Genomic DNA, 17,553 nt, shown 5'->3' with positions numbered 1-17,553 from the left:
GTCACGCCTCCAGATCAGCCAGCACGGTCGGCAGTTGGCCGGCGGCCTGGGCGACCGCGGCAGGGGTGGTGTCCAGGTGCTTCAGCAGCCCGTCGACGTACGACACGTCGACCCGGACCTTCTGCACGCGTCCGTCGACGTCGCGCATGACGAACTCACGGAACCCGAGCCGGTTGGCGGAACCGCTGTCGGCCTGGGAGAGCGAGGCGAGGGTGGCCTCGTAGCCGTCGTCGACCGGCACCCGGAGCAGCCGCAGCGCCTCGGAGGCGATCTCGCTGTCCTCGGCGATCCGGCCGACGAAGACGGTGGAGACGAGGTTCTGCACGTCGAGGCCGAGGATGTCCTTCGGGTTCTGCGAGGCGACAAGCGCGGCGAGGTTCCACTTCCGGGAGTCGCGGGCGAGCCGGACCAGGAACGACCGTCCGGAGCGCCAGCCCTCCATGAAGTGCGCCTCGTCCAGGCCGACGAGCTTCCGGGAACCCATCGACCCGCCGTAGCAGCGGCGGACCGCCAGCCGGTGCGCGGTGTGCAGCATCGGCAGGGCCAGAGCCTCCTCGGCTGACCAGTACTCCCGCTCGATCTTGAGGTCGGGCAGCCGGAGACCGGCCATGGTGATCACGGTGAGGGCGGCGTCGGCGCCGAGCAGTCCTTCCGGCGGGCGGCCGAAGAAGAGCATGGCCAGCGGCATCTCGGCGGTGTCGAGCAGCAGGTTCGCCAGCTCACGGCCGGCGTCGTCGTCGAGCCCCTGGAGGCAGGTGACCACGTCGTCCAGGGTGGAGGCCTCCTCGGCCGGCACCTGGCGTACGGCGTGCCGGAACAGGGTGGCGGTGGACGCCTCCCGGGCCACCTGCGGCGGCACCAGCATCATGCAGATGTCCTGCACCAGCATCCGGCGTTCGGCGCGGGCGTTGGAGACGGCGATCTCGAACTCCCGGTCGCCGGCCGCCCCGGTGCCGAACTCGCTGCGCAGCGGCGTGGGGATCAGCGCGTACGGGGCCAGGGTGCCCTGTTCCGAGCCGGTCAGGTTGAGCACCCGCGAGTAGGGCGCCAGCTCGGGCATGGCGCAGAGGCGGGCCAGCGGGCCGGACGGGTCGAGCAGCGTCACCTGTACGCCGCGCCGCGCGGCCAGGTAGCCGAGCGCGCCGAGCAACGTGGACTTGCCACCGCCCGGTTCGGCGACGAAGACGGCGAGCCCGGAGCGTTCGCGGACCTCCATCGGGAAGTGCAGGTCGAGGAAGACCGGGCGGCGGCAGGTGCCGGCGGTCCGGCCGATCAGGTCGCCGCGCCGGTCGCCGACCGTGGACGCGGCCTGGGGCAGCGCGGCGGCGAGCAGTTGGACCGGCATCCGTCGGACGTATCCGGTGTTGGCGATGGGCTCGCCGGGGATGAACTCGCGGGCCAGCCAGTCCTGGTTCTTCGGGTGCTGGAGCGAGATGCGCAGCTCGCGGGAGTAGAGCTGGATGAGGCGGCGGGCCCGCTCCAGGCATTCCTCCCGGGTGCGACCGCCGACCGCGATCCGGTGCCAGCCGTGCGCCCGGGCCGAGTCGACAGGCAGCCCGGTGGTCATCTCGTCGCCGATCACCAGGGCCCGTTTGGCCAGCCGCTCCAGCTCGGGCGGGGCGTCGATGCCGTGCTCGGCGTAGTCGAGCTGCTGGGAGCGGATCATCCGGAGCCGGTGTTCGAGGTTCCGGAAGGAGTCGTTGGGGCCGAGGAGGTCGACCCGGGTGGAGAGTTCCATCGGCCACGGCAGCCGCTCGTGGAAGTGCAGCCAGGGCTCGTGCCGCTCGGGGATCTCCAGCGGTTCCATCCGGCCGACCGCGAGCACGGCCACGTGCCGTTCCTCGCCGGTCATCCGGTTGACCAGCTTCACGGTGGAGCCGTACGGGGTGCGGTAGCGCTCGACCTGCTCGGTGAGGGCCAGCAGGTCGCCGCGTTCCCACCGGCCGTTGGTGATCGGGGAGAGCACGCCGGGCGGCGCCATGCAGAGCGCCACCGAGCGGTAGAGCAGCCATTCCAGCTCGGGCGCGGTGACCCGGCGGCCGCGCATGCCGAACGCGCCGAGCACCTCGTCGAACTGCTCGACGGTGCGACCCAGTCGACGCCGTTCGCCGTCGGCGGTGCCCCGGCCGAACGTGCGCAGCAGGCGCTCGGTGAGCGAGTCGCCGAGCGACCGGCGGGCGAAGGTGACCCCGAGGTAGGTCTGGCCCTCGGCGTGGTTGACGGACATGAGGTGTCGCTGGGCGGCGACCAGGTGGTCGGCCCAGCCGGCGGTGCCGGGGACGTCGGGCAGCGGGGTGGCGGTGTGCGCGTCGATGGTGCGCGCCCACTCGTCGGCCGGGAAGGGCCGGGTGGTGCGGCGCAGGTGCAGCCGGAATCCGGCCAGGCCGGCGTACTGCTCGGAGATCGCCGAGAGCAGCGCCTCGCGTTCCGCGTCGGGGCGGAACGCCCAGCGCACCTCGGGCAGCCAGTACCAGGCGGTGACCGTGTTGGGGGTGAAGGTGAGGTGGCCGGCGATCTCGGTGATGGCCAGCTCGACGGCCGGGTCCCGGTCGCCGAACTTGATCTTCGGGGCGCGGACCCGGACCGGCTTGGCCGGCTTGTTCCGGCGGTCGGCCGAGCGTTGCCGGGGCGGCGTCACCTCACGGTGCGCGGGCCGGCCGACCTCCCGGGACGGCGCCGGCCGGTCCAGCAGGTCGGGTGCCGCCTCCCGCGGGTCGGCGCGGTGCGCGGCGGCTCCGAGTTCGGCGTGCGCGGGCGGCGGGAGCACGGGTTCGGCTGTCGGCTCCGGCTCGGCGGTGGGGCGGAGCGCGAGCCGGTCGCCAGCCTGGAGCGGCACCCGGCTGCGGGTCGCCGGCGGCGGGTCGAGCGCGGGCGGCGCGGCGGGCGCGGCGAGCGCGTGCTCCGGCCGCTGCCGCTCCACCGCGCGTACGCCGGGGGCGGGCTCCCGGGCCGGCGGTTCGGGCCGGGCCGGCGGCACCGGTTCGACCGGCGCGGCGGGCTGGTGCGGGATCGGCAGCGCGTCGCGCCCGACGCCGCCGACGCCGCGTCGGGGTGGGGCCACCACCGGTTCGACCGGCAGGGCCGGCGGGGTGGCGGCGGCGGGGCGGCGGATCCGGGGCTGCGCGCCGCCGAACAGGTCGAGGAACGGCGAGTCGATGTCGCCGTCGGGGCGGACCGCCTCGCGCGCGTCACCACCGCGCGGGCCGAGCGGGCGTGGCGGCTGGAACACGCCGACGCGGCCGTGGCCGGGGCTGGTGACGAGCGCCGGGTCCAGCACGACCTCGTCCAGATCCTCGTCCGGTGGGTAGTCGAACGATCGCGCACGGTTACCAGGCGTGTCGGCCGGGCGTCCGGCCGGGGAACCCGGCGTGGAGGAGCGACTCATGCGACCGCCTCACCCGCGTCGTTCGTCTGCGTCGTCGGCCTGCGCCCGGTCATGCCAGTTCCTCCCGGATCCTGATCCGGCTCGCGACGAGGCGCGGGTCCCGCAGCTCGGCGGCCGGCTCCCGGGTGCGTCGCCAGTCGGTCAGCGCGGTCCGGATGACCATGCGCGCCGGCCGGTCCGGGTCGACGTACCGGAAGATGAACGAGGTCGTCACGATGGCGAGCGAGATCTCCCAGGCGGGGAAGAGCTCGACCTGGAGCGTGAACAACCAGTGGATGAACACGTAGAGGGGTACGAGCAGCATGAACAGGCCGTACTGGGCGTACGGCAGATGGACGGGCAGGGTGTAGCCGGGCGGCCCCAGGTAGACGAGGCGAGCCCGGTAGATGTCGTCGTCGGTGCGCAGCCGCATCGTCGCCCAACGCCCTACTCGAAGATGAGGTTGATCAGGTAGTCGCCGACGAAGAAGAGTGTGGCCGCGCCGGCGATGAAGGCCAGCCCGATGATGGCGATGGCGGAGCTGGTCAGGACCTTGGAGATCTCACCCCGGCTGGCCCGGCCGATGAAGATCACGCCGAGCACGGCGAGCAGGATCGGCGCGACCTTGCTGGCGAAGAACGTGACGACGTTGTCGGTGTCGATGCCCTTCGGAGCCGGCTCGGCGAGTGGAGTCGACGCCAGGGTGTGGAGCGCGTGGTCGACGGCGGTGGACGCCGTTGCCATGAGCTCGATGGCGATCACTGGAAACCTCCCCAAAGGTCGCGGCCGGCGGCGCCGCGATGGTGCAGTTAGGCAAGCCTGGCGGGATGGTGCTCGACGGGAACAGCGCCGTCGACGCTGCGTCCGTCACCCACCACGAAGAGTGGTGAGCTTTGGGCGGATTCCTCCCGCTTCGGCCCTCCCCTCCGGGCTTCGCCATCTCGATGCTGGGCAATTCCAAAGCGTACGGGCCGGCCACCTTTGCGACAAGCCGCGAAGAGTGGACCTGCTTCGACCCGGACGACCGATCGTACACCTGTTCCAATGCGCACGTCAGGGGCGTCGTACCCGGGTCGCGCCCGGTCGCCGGAAGCCCTGCTGGCGAACGGTACTGTCGGGTCCGTGACCGATCTGGTACGAGCGGACGCCCCGGTGGTGATGGGCGTTCTCAACGTCACCCCCGACTCCTTCTCCGACGGCGGCAGATACGCCGATCTGGACGCCGCCGTCGCACACGGGGTGCGACTCCGCGAGGCCGGCGCGGACCTGGTCGACGTCGGCGGCGAGTCCACCCGGCCCGGCGCCGACCGGGTCGACGCCCAGACCGAGACCGACCGGGTGCTGCCGGTGATCCGCGAACTGAGCGCCGCCGGCATCCCGGTCAGCATCGACACCAGCCGGGCCCGCGTCGCCGAGGCGGTGCTCGCGGCCGGCGCGGACGTGGTGAACGACGTCTCCGGCGGGCTCGCCGACCCGGACATGGCCCGGGTGGTCCGGGACGCCGGCTGCCCCTGGGTGCTCATGCACTGGCGGGGCCACTCGCGCGGCATGCGCGACCTGGCCACCTACACCGACGTGGTGGCCGACGTCCGGGCCGAGCTGGGCCAGCGGGTCGACGCGGCGCTCGCCGCCGGCGTCGCCGCCGACCGGATCATCGTCGACCCCGGGCTCGGCTTCGCGAAGATCGCCACGCACAACTGGGAACTCAGCGCCCGCCTGCCCGAGCTGGTCGACCTCGGCTTCCCGCTGCTCTTCGGGGCCAGCCGCAAGTCCTACCTGGGCCGGCTGCTCGCCGACCCGGCCGGCGAGCCGCGACCCACCGCCGGGCGGGCGGCCGCGACCATCGCGACAAGCGTGCTCGCCGTCGCCGCCGGCGCCTGGGGGGTACGCGTGCACGACGTCCGCGGCACCGTCGACGCGCTCGCGGTCTGGCGGGCCACCGGCCGGCCCCGACTGGCCACCACGAGCGCCGGCCCGGCCGGGGGAGGACACCGATGACCGACCGGATCGAGCTGACCGGCCTGCGGGCGCACGGGCGGCACGGGGTCTACGACTTCGAGCGGGCCCAGGGGCAGGAGTTCGTGGTCGACGCGGTGCTCGAACTCGACCTGGCCCCGGCTGCCCGGTCGGACGAGGTGACCGACACCGTGCACTACGGCGAGCTGGCCGAGCGGCTGGTCGCGGTGCTCACCGGCGAGCCGGTGAACCTGATCGAGACGCTCGCCGACCGGCTGCTCGCGGTCTGTCTGGCCGAGCCGCCGGTCGTCGCCGCGACGGTGACCGTGCACAAGCCGGAGGCCCCGATCCCGCACGCCTTCCACGACGTGGCCGTCACCATGCGGCGTACCCGGTGAGCCGGGCCGTGCTGTCGATCGGCAGCAACCTCGGCGACCGCCTCGACCACCTGCGCGGCGCGGTGGCCACGCTCGGCGGCGACGTGCTGCTGGTCTCCGGGGTCTACGAGACTCCACCGTGGGGGGACGCCGACCAGCCCGCGTACCTGAACGCCGCGGTGATGGTCGCGGACCCGGCGGCGGCGCCGGCGGACTGGCTGGCGCGGGCCCGGGCCGCGGAGGCGGCGGCCGGCCGGACCCGCGACCCGGCCCGCCGGTACGGGCCGCGCACGCTCGACGTGGACGTCGTCGCGGTCTGGGACGCCGCCGGGCAGCCGGTGCTCAGCGACGATCCCGAGCTGACCCTGCCGCACCCCCGGGCGCACCTGCGCGCGTTCGTGCTGCGGCCGTGGATCGACATCGAGCCGCACGGCCGGCTGCCCGGGCACGGCTGGCTGACCGACCTGCTCAACGCCGAGCCGCTGGCCGCCGACGCCCTGGAACTGAGCCCACGGCCCGATCTGACGCTAGAGTCGGACGCATGAGTACGGCCCGGCCCCCGCAGGACCCCGACCGCTTCCGGATGGGGCCGACCCGGGTCTCCACGCTGGTGGTGGCCGGTCTGGCCGCCGCCGCGGTGGCCTGGCTGCTGATCAGCGGTTTCTACTACGACTTCGCCCCCGACCTGCCGTGGCTGCCGGTGATCACGCTGGCCGGGCTGGCCGTGCTGGAGGGCTACGCGGCGGCCAACACCCGCGCCCGGGTCGAGCGCCGGCCCGGCCGGGAGCGGGTGAACCCGCTCCTGGTCGCCCGGTTCGTGGTGCTCGCCAAGGCGTCCGCGCTGGCCGGGGCCATCTTCGCCGGCTTCTACGCCGGGCTGGTCGGCTGGCTCTTCGTGGAGCGGACCAACGCCGCCGTCGGCGACCGTCCGGCCGCGGTGGCCGGCCTGGTCGCCGCGCTGGCCCTGGTCGCCGCCGCGCTCTGGCTGGAGCGCTCGTGCCGGGTGCCCGAGCAGGAGGACGACGAGGACCGGGAACCGGGCGACCGGGAGACGCCGCGCGGGCGCCGCTGAGCACAGGGTTTCCCCCGTCACCGCCCGCAGGTACCGTCCCTGGCGACCGGAGAGCGACGGCCGCCGCCGGTCCGCCCGCCGAGTGGGCCGGACGCGGCCACCTGGGAGGCACGGGCCAATGGGGTACGACGAGTCGGGCCGGACACTGCCACCGGACACGCCGTCCGGCGTGCCCGCCGCGGTGCTGGAGAACGTCTTCGACGACCCCTCCCACGGCGAGCCCGGCCGGGACCGGATCGCGGTGCACGTGGTCTGGGAGTTCCTGCTGCTGGCCGGCCTGATCACGGTGACCTGGCTGCTCTGGCGCGAGGATTCGGGCGCGCTGCGCGGCGGCGCGCTGAAGATGCTGCTCGTCGACGTGGCCGGGCTGGGCCTGCTCACGTTGGCCGCCGGACTGAGCCTGCGGGCCGCCGCGGTGAACCTCGCGGTCGGCCCGGTCGCGCTGGCCGCCGCGTTGCACTTCGCCGAGCAGGGCGACCGGGGCCTCCGCGACGCGCTGCTGCCGGCGCTGGCGGTCGCGGCGGTCGGTGGGCTGGCGCTCGCCCTGGCCGTCGTGGTGCTGCACGTCCCCGGCTGGGCGGCGAGCCTGGCCGGCGCGGCCGGCGTGATCGTCTGGCTGGAGCGCCGGACCGCCCCGGTCGCGGTCCAGGGCGACTACGACCCCCGCCGCACCGCGCTCTACCTCTTCGTCGGCTTCGCCGCGGTGGCCGTCCTCGGCGGTCTGTTCGGCGCGATCAAACCGGTACGCCGGCTGCTCGGCCGGTTCCGTCCGGTCGCCGACCCGGCGCGGCGGCGGGGCGCGGTGGCCGCCACGGTGACCGCGCTGGCGCTCGTCGGCTCCACCGTGCTGGCCATGCTCGGCGGTGTGCTGATCGCCGCGAACGGGCACGGCCCGGTTCCGCCCGGCACCGGGCTGGGCTGGTCCGTGCTGGCGGTCGGCACCGTGCTGCTCGGCGGCACCAGCGCGTACGGCCGGCGCGGCGGCATCTTCGGCGCCCTGCTGGCGGTCTGCCTGGTGGTGGTGTTCCAGATCTGGGCCGACGCGCACGGCTGGACGGTCAGCCGGTGGGCGGTGGGCGGCGCCGTCCTCGGCGGTGGGCTGGTGGTCACCCGCCTGGTGGAGACGTTCGGCCGGCCCCGCCCGGCCGGGCCCGCCGCGGGCGCGCCCGCGCCGATCCGGCCGCCCGGCGACGGCACGATCAGTGGCGGTTGGGTGATGCCGCCGAGGCCCGAGCCGACCGACACCTGGCCGTCGGTGCTGCCGGTACGGGACACCGACACCCCGGTCGACGCCTGGGAGGCGCCGCGCTGGGAGAACGAGCCGCGCCGCTGGGACACCGAGGGCCGCTGACGTCGGCCGGCGGCGTCGCGTCCGGCGGGCCGGAGCTGATCTCGCCGGTTAGGCTCGGCGGCATGACGGAGACTCCTGCCCCCGGCGGCCGTACCTTCGACGAGCTCGACAAGCTCTCCACCGAGGAGCTGCGCGAGCAGGCGTTCCACCTGGCCCGGGAGCGTCGCGACGTCAGATTCTTCTGGTCGGTGCTGCGGCACCTGCCGAACGCCGACGAGGCGGCGGCCCTGGACGGCGCGCCCAACTCGGTCGGGCCGACCATCGACGAGGCCAACGCGCTGTGGCGCGAGCTGACCGGGCACGGGTACGAGGAGTCCGCGCCGCTGCTGCGGGCCGCCTTCATCGACTACCTGATGAAGCACTGACCCGATGGCCGTACGCCGGCCGGCGGCGGTCCGGCGACCGGGCAGGTTTGCCCGCCGCGGTGCCCCGGGAACTGGCCGTGCCATGGCCCTCACCAACCGCCCCCGCACCGTCAGCCGGCACGGCCGCCGGCACCGGCACGCTCGCCGCGTTCCTGCTCGTCGCGGTCGGCGGCAGCCCGATGTACGTCGGCTGGGCGCAGCAGCACACCGACCCGACCGGCGCCGGTGGCTGGTTCATGCGGCTGTTGGCCTGGCCGGCCTGGCGGTGGCACGCGGACGAGGGAGTGCTCGCCACCAACCTGCGGGCGATCCTGTTGATCGTGCTGGCCGCGGCGCTGCTCTACCTGCTGCCCGGCCCGCAGGTCGACCGGGTGGCTGCCTCGGGCAGCCAGTTCCTCTCCGGTTGGGGCGCGTACGCCCTGGCCGCCGGGCTCAGCGCGCTGCTCGCCACGCTGCTCGGGCCGCACGGCACGCTCTACGCCGCGTTCCAGGCCGCGAGCACCGGCGCCGCCTACGGCTTCTTCGCCGGCTGGATCGTCGGCCTGGCCAGCCTGGGCGGCCGGGCCTGACCGCACCGGGATTGTCGGCCTGGCCAGGTCGAGCCGGCCGAGGCGGCCGGGCCTGACCGCACCGGGATCGTCGGCCTGGCCAGGTCGAGCCGGCCGAGGCGGCCGGGCCTGACCGCACCGGGATCGTCGGCCTGGCCGCTCAGTCGACCGCGCCCAGGGTCAGCACCCGGGTGCGGGCGAGCAGCCCCAGTGGACGGCCGTCCTCGGTGACCACGGCCCGGTCGGCCCCGGCGGTGAGCAGCGTGCCCAGCGCGTCGTAGGCCGAACTGCCCAGCGCCACCGTGGGCAGCCCGTCGGTGTCGCCGGCCGGGAGCGGGTCGAGCACCGCGCGGGTCACCGGGGTGACCGCGAGCTGCCGGATGCCCCGGTCGGCGCCGACGAACTCGCGGACGAACGCCGAGGCGGGCGAGCCGAGCAGCGCGGCCGGCCGGTCGTACTGCTCCAGCACCCCGCCCTCGGACAGCACCGCGATCCGGTCGCCCAGCCGGACCGCCTCGTCGAGGTCGTGGGTGACCAGCACGATGGTCTTGCGGACCTCGGCCTGCAACCGGAGGAACTCCTCCTGCAACCGGGTCCGGACGATCGGGTCGACGGCCGAGAACGGCTCGTCCATCAGCAGCACCACCGGGTCGGCGGCGAGCGCGCGCGCCACCCCGACCCGTTGCCGCTGGCCACCGGAGAGTTCGTGCGGGTAGCGCTTGCCGAACTGCGTCGGGTCGAGCCCGACCAGCTCCAGCAGCTCACCGACCCGGGCCCGGGTCCGGTCCCGGGACCAGCCCAGCAGCCCCGGCACGGTGGCCACGTTGGCGGCCACGGTCTGGTGCGGGAAGAGGCCGACGTTCTGGATCACGTAGCCGATGCGGCGACGCAGCGTCACCGGGTCGACCCGGGTGACGTCGTCGTCGCCGAGCAGGATCCGACCGTCGGTCGGCTCGATCAGCCGGTTGATCATCCGCAGCACGGTGGACTTGCCGCAGCCGGACGGGCCGATCAGCACCACCAGCTCGCCGGCCTTCACCTCTAGGCTCAGCTCGCGGACCGCCTCGGTGCCGTCCGGGTAGCGCTTGCGGATGCGCTCCAGCGTGATCGAGGCGGCGCCGTGACCGGCGGGGGTCTCCGGGGTAACGTCCACGTGTGTTCCTCCACCTGAGCTACCGGGCCGCCCCGGGTAATCCGTGGTTCTCCTGGCGGTACGTGCGGGACAACTCTGACAGCATCCTCGCCGCGTTGCGCGAGCACACCTGGCTGACCGCCCGGGCCGTGGTGATCGCCGCGCTGGTGGCGCTGCCGCTCGCGGTGGCAGCGTACTGGTTCCGGTCGTTGGCCGCGTCCATCCTGGCGCTGACCGGTGCGCTCTACACGATCCCGTCGCTGGCGCTGTTCGCGTTCCTCGCCCCCTACCTCGGCATCGGCGCGGTGACCGTGCTCACCGTGGTGGCGTTGTACGCGCTGCTGGTGATCGTGCGCAACACGCTGGCCGGCCTGAACCAGGTGCCGCCCGAGGTGCGGGAGGCCGCCGAGGGGATGGGGTACGGCCGCTGGGGCCGGCTGTTCCGAATCGAACTGCCGCTGGCGCTGCCCGGCATCCTCACCGGCGTACGCCTGGCGACCGTCTCCACGGTCGCGCTGGTCACGGTCGGGGTGGTGGTGGGCCGGGGCGGGCTTGGCCAGCTCATCTTCGCCGGCTTCCAGAACAACTTCTACAAGGCGCAGATCATGACCGGCACGGTGCTCTGCGTGCTGCTGGCGCTGGTGCTCGACCTGGTCCTGGCCGGCGTGGGCCGGCTGCTCACCCCCTGGCTGCGCGGGAGAACCTCGTGAGCGTGAGGAGTGCAGCGCGGCGGAGCCCCGCGGTCGCGAACGGAAGGTCAGTCCGGTGAACCCGGTCGAGGCGGCGGTGACCTGGCTGAACGACCCGCTGAACTGGACCAACCCCGGCGGCGTGCTGGACCGGCTGGGCGAGCATCTGAGCATGTCCGCGCTGGCGGTGCTGCTCGGCTGCCTGGTGGCCTGGCCGATCGGCCTCTGGCTCGGGCACAGCGGTCGGGGCGGCGGCGTGGTGCTGCTGGTCTCCAACGTCACGCTGGCGATCCCCACGCTGGCGTTGCTGACCATCCTGCCGCTGACCTTCCTCGGCTTCGGCCGCGCCTCCGTGGTGGTGGCGCTCGCCGTCTTCGCGGTGCCGCCGCTGCTGGCGAACGCGTACACCGGGGTCCGGCAGGCCGACGCGGAGGCCCGGGACGCCGCGCGCGGCATGGGGCTCTCCGGCGGGCAGGTGCTGCGCCGGGTGGAGCTGCCGCTCGCGGTGCCCTACCTGGCGGCCGGCTTCCGGACCGCAGCCGTGCAGGTGGTGGCCACCGCCGCGCTGGCGTCCTTCGTCAACGGCGGCGGGCTGGGCCAGATCATCCGCGCCGGCTTCGGCCTCGACATCGCCGCCGGCGGCGGCCAGATCATCGCCGGCGGCGTCCTGGTGGCCGGCCTGGCGCTGCTGGTCGAGGGCCTGCTCGCGGTCGTGGAGCGGTTGGTCACGCCGCGCCCGCTGCGGCGGGTCCGGCGGCGCGCGAACCGCCGCGCGGCGGCGGCCACGGCCGGCGGCTGAGCCGTCCGCCGGCCCTCGCCGACGCGGCCGTGAGACGCCGGTCACCGTGATGTCGACGGTCCGGTGACGATCGGATGACGAAAACGCCTTCGGGTTTGTCGGTCGGTTCCGGAAGATGTTGGGTGAAGTCGCGGGCGGCGTTCGGATCGCCCGTCGGACACGCGGCCGGCCCGGAGGGTCGCGCCGGGACACGGAAGGCGGGCGCTGATGCGCGCACGTTCACGGCTGGTCGCGGGGGCCTTCGGCGCCCTCGTCGCGGCGGGTCTTCTCACCGGCTGCGGCGACGCCGGCTCGTCCGGCACCGACGCGCCCGAGGCGGGCGCCTCGGGCGCCGGTTGCGCCCCGGTGGCGGGTGACCAGCTCGTCGTCCTCACCGACGACAAGAAGCTCCAGAACACCGACAACGTCCTTCCCGCGATCAACAAGAAGGCGGCCACCCCGCAGTTGGTCGCCGCGCTGGACAAGGTCTCCGCGAAGCTCGACACCCCGAAGCTGATCCAACTCAACCGGGCGGTCGACGTCGACCGGAAGACGCCCCAGGTGGCGGCGCAGGAGTTCGCCGGCGCCAACGGCGTGACCGACGGGATCGAGAAGGGGCCGGGCGGCCAGGTCACGGTCGGCGCCGGCAACTTCAGCGAGAGCCAGACCGTCGCCGAGCTCTACAAGATCGCGCTCACCGCGGCCGGATACCAGGTCAAGGTGCAGACCATCGGCAACCGGGAGCTCTACGAGCCGGCCCTGGAGAAGGGCCAGATCCAGGTCGTCCCGGAGTACGCCGCCACCATGGCGGAGTTCCTCAACACGAAGGCCAACGGCAAGGACGCCCAGCCGATCTCCTCGCCCGAGCTGGAGAAGACGGTCGCCGCGCTCAAGACCGAGGGCGACAAGTCCGGCCTGGTGTTCGGCCAGCCGTCCCAGGCGCAGGACCAGAACGCCTTCGCGGTCACCAAGGCCTTCGCCGACAAGTATGGCGTCTCCACGCTCTCCGACCTGGCCGCGAAGTGCTCCGGTCAGGCCACCGTGCTGGCCGGCCCGCCGGAGTGCCCGCAGCGGCCGAAGTGCCAGGCCGGGCTCGTCGAGGTCTACGACTTCAAGGCCGGCTCGTTCAGCTCGCTGGACGCGGGCGGCCCGCAGACCAAGAACGCGCTGAAGACCGGTTCCGCGAGCGTCGGTCTGGTCTTTTCGTCCGACGCCGCACTCGCCACCAGCTGACGGCTCGCCGTTGCCGCCGGCCGGTGTGGCCGGCCGGCGGCGCGGCGGAACCGGCGACCCGGCCGGCGGTGCGGGCATCCGACTGTGCCGACCCGTTCCACTCCGATGGAACTCTCGGTAGTCTGCTCACCCATGCCCGCCTCGGTCACCCCCGCCGACAAGCGCACCCCCACGCCGCTGACGATCCTGTTCTGGATCGGTGTGGGGTTGGCCCCCCTGGCGGCGTTGATCCTGCTGGTCGCCGACGGCAACGGCACGCTCCGGTTCGGTGCCGTGCTCGCGATCCTCGCCGTCGTGCTGATCGGCCTCTCCATCGCGCTGCGGGCCGACAACGGCGGCGACGCGGCCGTGTCCGAGGGCTTGCGCGAGGAGTTGGAGCAGCTCCGCCGGGAGTTGCGGGCCGAGATCGTGGCCGCCGCCCAACGCGGGAACCAGGCGCTCGACCAGGCGCGACAGGCGGAGGAAGCGGCCGGCGCGGTGCGCCGACGGCTCGACGCCGCGGCTGCGGGCCTGGCCGCCCCACCCCCCGAGGAACGCCCGGGCGGGCGGGCCCGGGTCTCGGTCGCTGGCGCGTACGACGCGGGACGGGCGCATCCGGCCGGCCCCGACGAGGACGAGCCGAACCCGGCGACGGGGGGTCGCTTCGGCACCGACCAGCAGGTCGACCCGCCGTGGGCCGGCCGTCCGGACGCCGTCAGCAGCCACGCCGTCAGCAGCCACGCCGACGATCGGGCCGAGCGGTCCGTATCCGACGCGTACGCCGTGGCGGGCCGGGCGCGACCCGGGCCGACCGGCGTCGACCGCGACCGCCCGGCCGGTGAACACGCGGAGTCCGGCGGCCACGCGGCGGGCCCGGCCCGGCCGCGAGCAGAGCGCTCGGAGTTCGGCAGCTACGGCACGGAGCCGCCGCCCACCGGGCGGGACGCGGAACGGGCCGCCGGCGGTGGGTTCGGCGTGGCGCGGGTACCCGGACCGGGCGCCCCACCGGAATCCCGTCCGGTCGGGGTGGTCCACCACACCGAGACCGTGCACGTCACCACGCGGCACACCTTCGTGAATGGTGGCGGCGACCCGGCCGGGACCCGGTACGGGGGGTACGCCGGCCGCTGGTCCCCGTCGGCGGAGGACCGGACGAGGGGCGCGGAACCGGCCGGCCGGCGCGGTGCCGGCCACCGTGAGCCGGCCGGGGACGACCACGCGCGCGCCGGTTGGCCGGGCGCCGGGCAGGACGCCTGGCCCGGGCCCTCGTCGTCCGGCCCGGAGCGGGCGTGGCCCGACAGCCGGGACGACGGCGGACCGGACGGTGGCGCGTGGCTGCCGGGTTCGCGGGATCGCGGCGGTGCCTGGCCCCCTGCCCGGGACGGCACCGGCACCGGCACCGGCACCGGTGACGGGCGGGAGCATCCCTGGGCCGGCGTCGGCCGTGCCGCGGGCAGTGCGCGGGGCTGGCCGGCGCGGCCGGCGGAGGACGGGTGGTCGACCGGCTCGCGGCCGGGCCGGCCGGCGGACGAGCAGCCCCCCTGGTCCGGGTCGGCTGACGAGCAGCCCCCCTGGTCCGGGTCGGCTGACGACCGGGCCGGTCGCCCGTCGCCCGCGCAAGCCGGTTGGCCGCCGACCGGAACGCCCGAGCGGACGGCGTCGCCCGAACCGTACGGCCGGGCGGCGGTGGGCGAGCCCGACAGCGGCCACTGGTCCGAGTTGCGTGCCGGCAACCGCTGGGCCGAGGTCCGCGACGACGGTCAGGGACGGGAGGTCCGGGTCGGGGAGCGGCGGGCCGCGGCGCACGCCGACGGCGGCGGCACCGGGTACCGGATCGAGGACCGGTGGGCCTCCGTCCGCGGCACGCCCACGCCACCCGGCCACGACGGCACCGGCCCGACCCGCCACGACCGCGAGCCGGCGTACCACGATGTCGGGGCGCCGCGGCACGAGCGGGAGTCGTCGCCGGGCGGCGGCTGGTCGGGGGAGGGCCAGCCGGTGCTGCCGGCCGGTGGGGTGCCGATGCCGGACGCGTGGCGACCGCCGACCCAACGCAGCGGCCAACCGGAGTGGCGGCAGCCCCAGCCCGAGTGGCAGCCCCAGCCGGAGTGGCAGCAGCCCGGGCCGGAACGGCAGCCCGAGCCGGAGTGGCGCCGCCCGGAGCCGGACGGTTACGGCCCCCCGCCCCGGGACCCCGCCGACCGCTGGCGCTGACCGCGCCGCGCCGGACGCCGACCCCGACAGCGCCGACAGCACTGACACACCGCCGCGGGCGGTGTCGCCGCGCCGGAGGTCACTTGTCGATGTCGCCCACCACGAAGAACATCGAGCCGAGGATGGCGATCAGGTCCGGCACCAGGCAGCCGGGCAGCAGCGTCGACAGCGCCTGCACGTTCGCGTACGAGGCGGTGCGCAGCTTGAGCCGCCACGGCGTCTTCTCGCCCCGCGACACCAGGTAGTACCCGTTGATGCCGAGTGGGTTCTCGGTCCAGGCGTACGTGTGCCCCTCGGGCGCCTTGACGACCTTCGGCAGTCGGGTGTTCACCGGCCCGCTGATCCGGTCCACCCGGTCCAGGCACTGCTCGGCGAGGTCGAGCGACGCGTACACCTGGTCGAGCAGCACCTCGAAGCGGGCGTGGCAGTCCCCGGCGGTCTTCGTCACCACCGGCACGTCGAGCTGGTCGTACGCCAGGTAGGGCTCGTCGCGGCGCAGGTCGAGGTCGAGGCCGGAGGCCCGGCCGACCGGCCCGGACGCGCCGAACGCGGCGGCGTCGGCCGCCGAGAGCACGCCGACGCCGACGGTACGGGCCAGGAAGATCTCGTTGCGCCGGATCAGGTTGTCCAGGTCCGGCATCCGGCGGCGGACCTCGCCGATGGCGGCGCGGGCGCGGCCGGTCCAGCCGGCCGGCACCTCCTCCTTGAGGCCGCCGACCCGGTTGAACATGTAGTGGATCCGGCCGCCGGAGACCTCCTCCATCACCGCCTGGATGGTCTCCCGCTCCCGGAACGCGTAGAACATCGGCGTGATCGCGCCGATCTCCAGCGGGTACGAGCCGAGGAACATCAGGTGGTTGAGCACCCGGTTCAGCTCGGCCAGCGCCATCCGTAGCCAGGTGGCGCGCTCCGGCACCTCCATGCCCATCAGTCGTTCCACCGCGAGCACCACGCCCAGCTCGTTGGAGAACGCGGAGAGCCAGTCGTGCCGGTTGGCGAGCACGATGATCTGCCGGTAGTCGCGTACCTCGAAGAGTTTCTCCGCGCCCCGGTGCATGTAGCCGACGATCGGTTCGGCGGCGACCACCCGCTCCCCGTCGAGCACCAGGCGCAGCCGGAGCACACCGTGCGTCGACGGGTGCTGCGGCCCGATGTTGAGCACCATGTCGGTGCCGAGCTGCTCACCGCCGGCGCCGGTCCCGACGGTCAGTTCGCGGAGGTCGCCGGCGTCCGTGGTCATGCCCGTCATCGTGCCAGAAGCGGATCGAGGTCGACGCCGACCGGCTGCCACAGCCACCAGTGCCCGCCGAGGCCGGTCGGGTCGGTCAGCTCGGCCACCGCCGACGCCGCGGCCAGCGCCCGCAGGTACCCGGCCGGGTCCCGGGAGGCCAGGCTCAGCGGCGGTCGCCCGCCGTCGGCCCCGAGCGCCCGCAGCGCCGCCCGCTGCGACACCAGGGTGTACGCGCACCGCGCGACCCGCTCACCGGCAGAGGCGACCGAGTCCATGGCGACGTGCGCGGTCACGTCGCACGACCCGTCCGGCACCGGCGGCACCTGCCGCCCACCCCGATACCCGGTCAACGTCCCGCCGACCGGCCGACCGTCCCGCAGGTGCCCGTAGTCGACGGCCAGCGCCGCCCCCCGCCGCACCCGCCCCACGGCCTCCGCCCACACCTCGTCCCGCCCCCGCCCGATCTCCACCCGCCCCCACCCGCCCTCGTCGATCAAGAAGTTCGCGTCCGGGTCGGGGCCTCCGCCCGACGCAAACTCCTTGATCAACGGGGTGGGGGTCGGGGCGCGGGGCCACCAGTGGGTCAGCCAGGTTTCGTCGGCTTGGGGAAGGGCCGGACCCGCGGTCTCCTCGCCGGTGGCGGGGTCGACCAGGACGTGACGCCAGCCGTCGGGGGTGTGGGTGGCGACGTCCAGGGGGACGTTGTCGAGCCACTCGGTGGCCAGCAGCAGGCCGGTGATCTCCGGCGGGAGGTCGGGCCGCCATTCGATCTCGGCGGGCAGGTCGGCCGGGCGGAGGGCTCTCTCCACCGCGACGAGCCGGATCCGCTCCGCCAGCGACGGCTCGGTGGGCGTCGCCACGACGGCGCCGAGCAGCGCGCGGAGCAACTCGGCCCGCCCGGCGCCCACATCGACCACGTCCAGCCGGGCGGGATGGTCGAGCGCGAGGTCGAGCGCGGTGAGGACGTGCCGCAGGCAGGACGCGAACACCGGGGACGCGTGCACGCTGGTGCGGAAGTGGGCGGCCGGCCCGGAACCGGAGACGAAGAAGCCGTCTGGGCCGTAGAGCGCGGTCTCCATCGCGTCGCGCCAGCGCAGCGCCGTCAATTCATTCCTCGTTCACGGGACGTCACCGTGCCGACCCTACGGTGACCGGCCACGAGGCGGACCGCGACGGTGCGCGCCAGCCCCTACCGCACCGGTGAAGGTTTTCACACCTTCTTGTTCCGGCTCCGTGACCACGGCGCATACTTGCCATCGACCGG

Annotated in this window: 17 protein-coding genes; 11 read left to right on the top strand and 6 right to left on the bottom strand. The window is 74.7% G+C overall.

The annotated features are described in order from the left end of the window. Position 1 precedes the first annotated feature (1 nt). The 3 genes from ACZ6O5_RS06535 to ACZ6O5_RS06525 are packed head-to-tail and all read right to left on the bottom strand — an operon-like array spanning position 2 to position 4,126. Positions 2-3,385 carry an ATP-binding protein gene (locus ACZ6O5_RS06535; RefSeq protein WP_465974887.1) on the bottom strand — a complete coding sequence of 1,128 codons (3,384 nt, stop codon included), beginning with the start codon at positions 3,383-3,385 and terminating at the stop codon, positions 2-4. A gap of 49 nt (positions 3,386-3,434) precedes the next feature. Continuing rightward, positions 3,435-3,797: a hypothetical protein gene (locus ACZ6O5_RS06530; protein WP_089157613.1), complete on the bottom strand. Its 363-nt coding sequence runs from the start codon at positions 3,795-3,797 to the stop codon at positions 3,435-3,437. A gap of 14 nt (positions 3,798-3,811) precedes the next feature. Further along, complete coding sequence (locus tag ACZ6O5_RS06525; RefSeq protein ID WP_091070155.1) at positions 3,812-4,126, bottom strand: hypothetical protein; 315 nt, start codon at positions 4,124-4,126, stop codon at positions 3,812-3,814. Between the two features lie 360 nt (positions 4,127-4,486). Here ACZ6O5_RS06525 and folP point away from each other — a divergent pair, with 360 nt between their 5' ends. The 7 genes from folP to ACZ6O5_RS06490 all read left to right on the top strand — a co-directional run bounded on the left by folP (position 4,487) and on the right by ACZ6O5_RS06490 (position 9,054). After that, positions 4,487-5,362, top strand: coding sequence for a dihydropteroate synthase (gene folP, locus ACZ6O5_RS06520; protein WP_465974885.1), 876 nt, complete (start codon positions 4,487-4,489; stop codon positions 5,360-5,362). Continuing rightward, entirely contained in the window at positions 5,359-5,718 is a 360-nt protein-coding gene (folB, locus tag ACZ6O5_RS06515) for a dihydroneopterin aldolase (RefSeq protein WP_465974883.1), read from the top strand. Before folP ends, folB begins: the two co-directional genes overlap by 4 nt. Further along, positions 5,715-6,242 carry a 2-amino-4-hydroxy-6-hydroxymethyldihydropteridine diphosphokinase gene (gene folK / locus ACZ6O5_RS06510; protein ID WP_357299802.1) on the top strand — a complete coding sequence of 176 codons (528 nt, stop codon included), beginning with the start codon at positions 5,715-5,717 and terminating at the stop codon, positions 6,240-6,242. The genes folB and folK overlap by 4 nt, the downstream gene beginning before the upstream one ends. Next, complete coding sequence (locus ACZ6O5_RS06505; RefSeq protein WP_425788674.1) at positions 6,239-6,769, top strand: DUF3180 domain-containing protein; 531 nt, start codon at positions 6,239-6,241, stop codon at positions 6,767-6,769. Before folK ends, ACZ6O5_RS06505 begins: the two co-directional genes overlap by 4 nt. Before the next feature lie 118 nt (positions 6,770-6,887). Next, complete coding sequence (locus ACZ6O5_RS06500; protein WP_465974881.1) at positions 6,888-8,120, top strand: ABC transporter permease; 1,233 nt, start codon at positions 6,888-6,890, stop codon at positions 8,118-8,120. Between the two features lie 62 nt (positions 8,121-8,182). After that, positions 8,183-8,485 carry a hypothetical protein gene (locus ACZ6O5_RS06495; RefSeq protein WP_107159648.1) on the top strand — a complete coding sequence of 101 codons (303 nt, stop codon included), beginning with the start codon at positions 8,183-8,185 and terminating at the stop codon, positions 8,483-8,485. A 59-nt stretch (positions 8,486-8,544) separates the two neighbouring features. Next, positions 8,545-9,054 (top strand): hypothetical protein, encoded by a 510-nt coding sequence (locus ACZ6O5_RS06490; protein WP_465974879.1) that lies wholly within the window; start codon positions 8,545-8,547, stop codon positions 9,052-9,054. A 139-nt stretch (positions 9,055-9,193) separates the two neighbouring features. Here ACZ6O5_RS06490 and ACZ6O5_RS06485 read toward each other — a convergent pair whose 3' ends face one another. Further along, a complete protein-coding gene (locus ACZ6O5_RS06485) occupies positions 9,194-10,186 on the bottom strand; it encodes an ABC transporter ATP-binding protein (RefSeq protein WP_357299812.1) in 993 nt (330 codons plus the stop codon). 2 nt (positions 10,187-10,188) lie between these two features. On the opposite strand from ACZ6O5_RS06485, the gene ACZ6O5_RS06480 reads away from it, so the two are divergent. From ACZ6O5_RS06480 to ACZ6O5_RS06465, 4 genes are all read left to right on the top strand, one after another. Next, positions 10,189-10,875, top strand: coding sequence for an ABC transporter permease (locus ACZ6O5_RS06480; protein ID WP_465974877.1), 687 nt, complete (start codon positions 10,189-10,191; stop codon positions 10,873-10,875). Between the two features lie 55 nt (positions 10,876-10,930). Continuing rightward, positions 10,931-11,653, top strand: a complete 723-nt coding sequence (locus ACZ6O5_RS06475; protein WP_465974875.1) for an ABC transporter permease — start codon at positions 10,931-10,933, stop codon at positions 11,651-11,653. A gap of 207 nt (positions 11,654-11,860) precedes the next feature. Next, the gene (locus tag ACZ6O5_RS06470; protein WP_425788685.1) at positions 11,861-12,865 is read left to right on the top strand and encodes a glycine betaine ABC transporter substrate-binding protein; all 1,005 of its coding nucleotides are present in this window, start codon (positions 11,861-11,863) and stop codon (positions 12,863-12,865) included. A 132-nt stretch (positions 12,866-12,997) separates the two neighbouring features. Next, on the top strand, positions 12,998-15,058 hold the full coding sequence (locus ACZ6O5_RS06465; RefSeq protein ID WP_465974873.1) for a DNA polymerase III subunit gamma/tau domain-containing protein: 2,061 nt from the start codon (positions 12,998-13,000) through the stop codon (positions 15,056-15,058). 79 nt (positions 15,059-15,137) lie between these two features. On the opposite strand, the gene ACZ6O5_RS06460 is transcribed toward ACZ6O5_RS06465, so the two are convergent. After that, on the bottom strand, positions 15,138-16,307 hold the full coding sequence (locus tag ACZ6O5_RS06460; protein ID WP_181570726.1) for an NADH-quinone oxidoreductase subunit D: 1,170 nt from the start codon (positions 16,305-16,307) through the stop codon (positions 15,138-15,140). Then, on the bottom strand, positions 16,304-17,368 hold the full coding sequence (locus ACZ6O5_RS06455) for an SAM-dependent methyltransferase (RefSeq protein ID WP_465975050.1): 1,065 nt from the start codon (positions 17,366-17,368) through the stop codon (positions 16,304-16,306). The genes ACZ6O5_RS06460 and ACZ6O5_RS06455 overlap by 4 nt, the downstream gene beginning before the upstream one ends. Between the last annotated feature and the right edge of the window lie 185 nt (positions 17,369-17,553).

It is taken from the genome of Micromonospora sp. NPDC049201, assembly GCF_055586805.1.
The sequence above is the reverse complement of the archived record's forward strand: the minus strand, read 5'-3'. Positions and strand labels throughout refer to the sequence as shown.

Excerpts from the sequence above, each read along its gene's own strand:
- ACZ6O5_RS06530 (WP_089157613.1), bottom strand. The coding sequence starts at position 3,797 with ATGCGGCTGCGCACCGACGACGACATCTACCGGGCTCGCCTCGTCTAC.
- ACZ6O5_RS06505 (WP_425788674.1), top strand. The coding sequence starts at position 6,239 with ATGAGTACGGCCCGGCCCCCGCAGGACCCCGACCGCTTCCGGATGGGG.
- ACZ6O5_RS06465 (WP_465974873.1), top strand. The coding sequence starts at position 12,998 with ATGCCCGCCTCGGTCACCCCCGCCGACAAGCGCACCCCCACGCCGCTG.
- ACZ6O5_RS06535 (WP_465974887.1), bottom strand. The coding sequence starts at position 3,385 with ATGAGTCGCTCCTCCACGCCGGGTTCCCCGGCCGGACGCCCGGCCGAC.
- ACZ6O5_RS06470 (WP_425788685.1), top strand. The coding sequence starts at position 11,861 with ATGCGCGCACGTTCACGGCTGGTCGCGGGGGCCTTCGGCGCCCTCGTC.
- ACZ6O5_RS06460 (WP_181570726.1), bottom strand. The coding sequence starts at position 16,307 with ATGACGGGCATGACCACGGACGCCGGCGACCTCCGCGAACTGACCGTC.
- ACZ6O5_RS06500 (WP_465974881.1), top strand. The coding sequence starts at position 6,888 with ATGGGGTACGACGAGTCGGGCCGGACACTGCCACCGGACACGCCGTCC.
- folB (WP_465974883.1), top strand. The coding sequence starts at position 5,359 with ATGACCGACCGGATCGAGCTGACCGGCCTGCGGGCGCACGGGCGGCAC.
- ACZ6O5_RS06455 (WP_465975050.1), bottom strand. The coding sequence starts at position 17,368 with ATGGAGACCGCGCTCTACGGCCCAGACGGCTTCTTCGTCTCCGGTTCC.
- ACZ6O5_RS06495 (WP_107159648.1), top strand. The coding sequence starts at position 8,183 with ATGACGGAGACTCCTGCCCCCGGCGGCCGTACCTTCGACGAGCTCGAC.